Origin of the sequence: Rhodobacter flavimaris (assembly GCF_021378075.1) — a bacterium.
GTDB classification, from domain to species: Bacteria; Pseudomonadota; Alphaproteobacteria; order Rhodobacterales; family Rhodobacteraceae; genus Rhodobacter; species Rhodobacter flavimaris.
This window is the reverse complement of sequence record NZ_JAJUOS010000025.1, coordinates 1-4,573: the sequence shown is the minus strand read 5'-3', so window position 1 is coordinate 4,573 and position 4,573 is coordinate 1. Positions and strand designations below refer to the sequence as shown.

Genomic DNA, 4,573 nt, shown 5'->3' with positions numbered 1-4,573 from the left:
ACGACAGACCCTCGAATATCGGCGCTTGCAGCACCACAAGCTCGCCGCATAACATCATCCCACAGACGAGGCCCGCTCTCCGCTAATCTACGCCACGAGTTGCGCCAAATGTTCTGACGACGGACAGCGCATTACGCTCGCGTTCTGGCAGTCGCGCAGGCATGATCACGCGGCCTGTGGCAATCTTCGCTGTTTCCCGCATATGTTGATCCGCTTGAAAGTCACAGGCGAAGCTAGCCCAGCGAAACCTGTTTGTCTGCCCTAGGCTCCATCCGGGCGTTCGCGGCAATCGCTCCTGGCCGTGCCAGACTAAGATGCCAACGTTGGGTTGGCGTTGAGGAAGGGCGTGGTGGACCAGGAGAACTACCATGCAAACAGCGAACCTACCTGTCATTCGCGCCTGTCGTTCCGCTTGGAACAAGGGACGTATCGTCGGGCAGAAACGACCACTCCTGACAAAACACGTCTGGGCGATCCGAGTGCGCTTGGAAATCGCCGCCAAGATGCGCCAATTGGCGATCTTCAACCTTGTCATCGACAGCAAACTCCGGTGATGCGATTTGGTGAATTGAAGGTCACCGATGTCTTCGCCGCTGGGCAGGTCAAGGAGCGGGCCTCTATCATTCAGAGCAAGACACGGAAGCCCGTGCGGTTTGAAATCACCGAGGGCACCCGGAGGTCACTTACAGCCTGGCTCGACGATCCGATGATGAACGGTTCTTTTTATCCGTGGCCGGGCCGTTTCCACGAGCGCCTGCGCATCTCAACCCGGCAATACGCCCGCCTTGTTCGCGGCTGGGTGACGTCCATGGGTCTCGAACCGAGTGCCTACGGCGCGCATTCGATGCGCCGTCCCAAGGTCGCACAGATTTATCAGAAGACCGGCAACCTGCGCGCTGTCCAGCTCCTGCTCGGCCACACCAAGATGGATAGCACAGTTCGAGACCAGGGGGTCGAACTGGAGGATGCACTCGCGATCTCGGAAGCCGTCGAGATCTGATCAGCTGGGCCGCCCGTCTCGGACGGCCCACAGATGCCGGTCTATTCAGATATGCGCGTGGGGCCTCGTTACTGACGGCCGCCGCTCAGCTGGCAAGGCCCTCCCCCAATATTCTGACCAGGTCGATTACGCGGGATAAGCCACGGCCCTTCGGTAAAGATGCCATGTGGCGTGACCGAGGATCGGCAGCACGACAATCAGCCCGGTGAAGAATGGGATCGCCCCCAGCATGAGGGAGACGGCGACGATCACCCCCCAGATAGCGGTCGTGAGCGGATTACGGCGCGCGACAGAAAGTGACGTCGCGAGCGCTACCGGCACGCCCACCGGGCGGTCGATGAGCATCGGGAACGACACCAAGCTGATACAGAGCACCACGACCGCGAAGACGAAACCGACGCCCCCCCCGAGGAGGATCATTGTCCAGCCTGCATCGGTCATGAAGGTGTCGTGGAGAAAGACCGAGAGGCTATGGTAGGAAACAGGGCCCAGGGTGGCAGTCCAGATTGCATGAGCCATGATGAGCCACAATAGGAAGATCACCACGAGAAGGACGCCAAGCGTCAATACCGGCCCGAGCACCCGGCCCGTTAGTGCGGTCAATGCGGCTCTCCAATCTGTCGTCTCACCCAACTCACGGCGTCGGCTCATTTCGTAGAGACCGACCGCTGTAACCGGACCAACAAGGGGAAAACCCGCTATGAGCGGGAAGAGAAGGTGCACTTGCCCACCGCCGAGGGTTTCGGCTGCAAGGGCGAAGCCGATCACCGGGTAGAGCAGCACCAGCATGATCACATCGGAGCGGAGTGCCGCAAAATCCTCGGCCCCCTTGCGAAGTGCCACGCGAATATCGCTCATGCCGATGTTGTTCACCTTGGGCAGGGCCGTCTCGTGGCTGCCAATCCCACTTATTGCCGCCTCAAGGCCATGGCCAATATCAGCCAGCCTGGCTGCACTCCAACTCAGCGGATTTCCAATTGTCGCACGTGTCATCGTTTCCTCCCGACTTTGAGGGCCCGGAAACGGGGCGAGGCGTTCGCCAAAGAACTTGCCTCTCACCCGCGAATACGTCGGGCCGAAGCGTCCTATGTAAAAAGTATAACAGATGCGCCGCCGCTGCGCGTTCACAGAGTCGCGCGCGGCACTTTCGGCGCCAGCACCTGGTCGACCTGGCGCGGCACTGACCTACTCACTGACTTGATGAGAGCGTCGTTCGGAGAACATTTGCTCAGTGCGAAGAACGCAAGCGTCCGAAGTCGGCGCCTATGCGACGCGCTGAGGCTTTGAGCCCAGAAGCAGCTATGAACAACGCCTCACGCCCACGGACCTGCCTGCTCAGGTTGATTAGCCCCGAGTTTCGTAGACGCCTTCGCGTCTCATCATCTGCCGCCATTCGAACTTGGCGGGCGACCGCATCCCATTCCTCGCATGCTTTCGCTTCGGATTGTAGAATATCTCGATGTAATCGAACACGTCCCGCCTTGCTTCTTCTCGGGTCCGGCATATCCTGCGCCTGATCCGTTCGCGCTTGAGCAGGCTGAAAAAGCTTTCGGCAACCGCATTGTCATGGCAATTGCCATGGCAGCTCGTGGAGTGCTCAAGGTTATGGGCGCACAAATAGGCAGCCCAATCCATGCTGGTGAACTGGCCGGCCTGATCCGAATAAATCAGCACCTTTTCCCTCGGCTTACGCCGCCAGACGGCCATGAGCAGGGCTTGTAGAACGACCGCCAGCCTTTGCCCCTCGACAACTCGGTCGCACAGGTTCACCTCGTAGAGGATGGCACCGAGCACAGGTGCAGGGATCAGCTCCGCGTTATCGACGTGACCGTGGACGGACTCCATGGAAAGGGCTGGCGGCAGGGTGTCGCGAACGGCGCCTATGCTTACGGCACTTTCCCGACGCCACTATTCTTCGCGCGCCAGCATCATGCTACTATGCAAGCGGGAGTGTGGGAGACGCATAATGTTGAACCGGAGGTCTATCTTGGCACTTGGCGGCGCTATTGCGGTCGCAAGGGGGGGGCTAAACACGGCTGCGGCAGAGGCCGTGCTCGGCGATGACGGGCTCTACCGCGAGCCGTTCTTTCTCGACAGCTTCCTCGAACTGGGGGCTGACTTGGAGGATGCCGCGGCGGAGGGCAAAGGGCTCATCGCGCTCTTCGAGCAGCGGGGGTGTCCCTACTGCCGCGAGATGCACCTTGTGAATTTCGCCCGGTCCGAAATTACCGACTTCATCTCGGCGAACTTCGTCGTTTTGCAGCTCGACCTCTGGGGCGCCCGCACGGTGCAGGATTTCGACGGCGAGCCATTGGAGGAGCGGTCTTTGGCCCAGAAGTGGGTCGTGAACTTCACGCCGACGCAGGTTCTGTTTCCTGCCGCCAATGCTGGCGCGGCCGATTTCCGTTCAGCCGAGGCGTTCCGGATGCCGGGTTACTTCAAGCCGTTCCACCACATCTCGGGCCTCGAATACGTTGCGACCGGTGCCTATCTCGAACAACCGTTCCAGCGATTTCTGCAAGACAAGTTCGCCGCGCTGCAAGCACAGGGGATCGACCCCGATGTATGGTAGTTAGTAACGCGGACAAGGAGTGTCGTGCGGTAGTTGGGACGAAGACCGCAGAACAGGCGGGCAGATAAACTGTTCAAGGAACGGCCACCGCGGTCCGGAGACACATGCGGCCAGGAAAGCCCACCCGACGGCGATGAGCCCGTTCCCGAAGTCCAGAAACCGGGCCGCAATGCCCTGCGAGTACCGAGGCAGATTGGTACCGGCTTTGTGGCAACAGGGGCATAATAGATTGAGCGTTCATCTGGGAGGAGAAAATGAAACGTGTTTCTGCACTACTTGTCGTCTTGATGGCTGCAGCGCCTGCCTTTGGTCAGGGCATTACCACCTATGAGAGCGACGCCAACTTCGAGGATACGGCCTTCGCCGTAGAAAGCGCGATCGTCGGTCGTGGGCTGGTCGTCGATTATGTCAGCCATGTCGGCGCAATGCTGGCTCGCACCGGCGCCGATGTGGGGAGCGATGTTACGCTATTCGAAGCGGCGGATGTGTTCGTGTTCTGCTCGGCCGTGACATCGCGCAGCGTGATCGAGGCCGATCCTGTGAATATCGCTTACTGTCCCTACGGGATTTTTGTGGCCGATACTGCTGGCACTGTAACCGTGGGCTTTCGGAACTACCCGGAGGGCGCCATGCAAGAGGTCCAATCGCTGCTGGATGGCATCGTTCACGAGGCTCTTGGGATCCGGTAAGACCATCCAAGTGAGTGATAGGTTCTTCGAAAAATGCAGCGGGGGGGGGGGGGGCGAAAGGATGCGACCCCTTCCGCGACGGCGCGGTGCGAACGTCGCCGGAGTTTAGAGGTGCGGGAAATTCTGGGTCGGCCTGCAAACCACGGGTTGGACGATCTGCCTGATGCACATAAGAAGTCCCGCGTTAGGCTCCAGACCCATTGATTTCAGTCATTTGGCGTGATTCAGGCTCCGCAAGGAGACCTGATCGATGAGCAATCTTTACTGGCTAACGGACGCCCAAATGGAGCGCCTGAAGCCGTTCTTTCCCAA

General features: G+C 59.7%; 3 protein-coding genes and 2 pseudogenes. 3 read left to right on the top strand and 2 right to left on the bottom strand.

Features of this window, described 5'->3' with window-relative positions; genetic code table 11:
- Positions 1-368: 368 nt before the first annotated feature.
- A pseudogene (locus LZA78_RS17445) lies at positions 369-1,000 on the top strand (tyrosine-type recombinase/integrase).
- Between the two features lie 126 nt (positions 1,001-1,126).
- Here the strand turns inward: LZA78_RS17445 and LZA78_RS17440 are convergent.
- Together LZA78_RS17440 and LZA78_RS17435 are read right to left on the bottom strand one after the other, a co-directional pair.
- The gene (locus tag LZA78_RS17440) at positions 1,127-1,993 is read right to left on the bottom strand and encodes a DUF2189 domain-containing protein (RefSeq protein ID WP_233678156.1); all 867 of its coding nucleotides are present in this window, start codon (positions 1,991-1,993) and stop codon (positions 1,127-1,129) included.
- 351 nt (positions 1,994-2,344) lie between these two features.
- Positions 2,345-2,728: pseudogene (locus LZA78_RS17435) on the bottom strand (IS3 family transposase); the annotation flags it as partial.
- Between the two features lie 259 nt (positions 2,729-2,987).
- Here LZA78_RS17435 and LZA78_RS17430 point away from each other — a divergent pair.
- Positions 2,988-3,572 carry a thioredoxin family protein gene (locus LZA78_RS17430; protein WP_233678155.1) on the top strand — a complete coding sequence of 195 codons (585 nt, stop codon included), beginning with the start codon at positions 2,988-2,990 and terminating at the stop codon, positions 3,570-3,572.
- 254 nt (positions 3,573-3,826) lie between these two features.
- Positions 3,827-4,261: a DUF302 domain-containing protein gene (locus LZA78_RS17425; RefSeq protein WP_233678154.1), complete on the top strand. Its 435-nt coding sequence runs from the start codon at positions 3,827-3,829 to the stop codon at positions 4,259-4,261.
- Positions 4,262-4,573 lie beyond the last annotated feature (312 nt).

Coding starts and splice junctions, on each gene's coding strand:
- LZA78_RS17440 (WP_233678156.1), bottom strand. CDS start 1,993: ATGACACGTGCGACAATTGGAAATCCGCTGAGTTGGAGTGCAGCCAGG.
- LZA78_RS17425 (WP_233678154.1), top strand. CDS start 3,827: ATGAAACGTGTTTCTGCACTACTTGTCGTCTTGATGGCTGCAGCGCCT.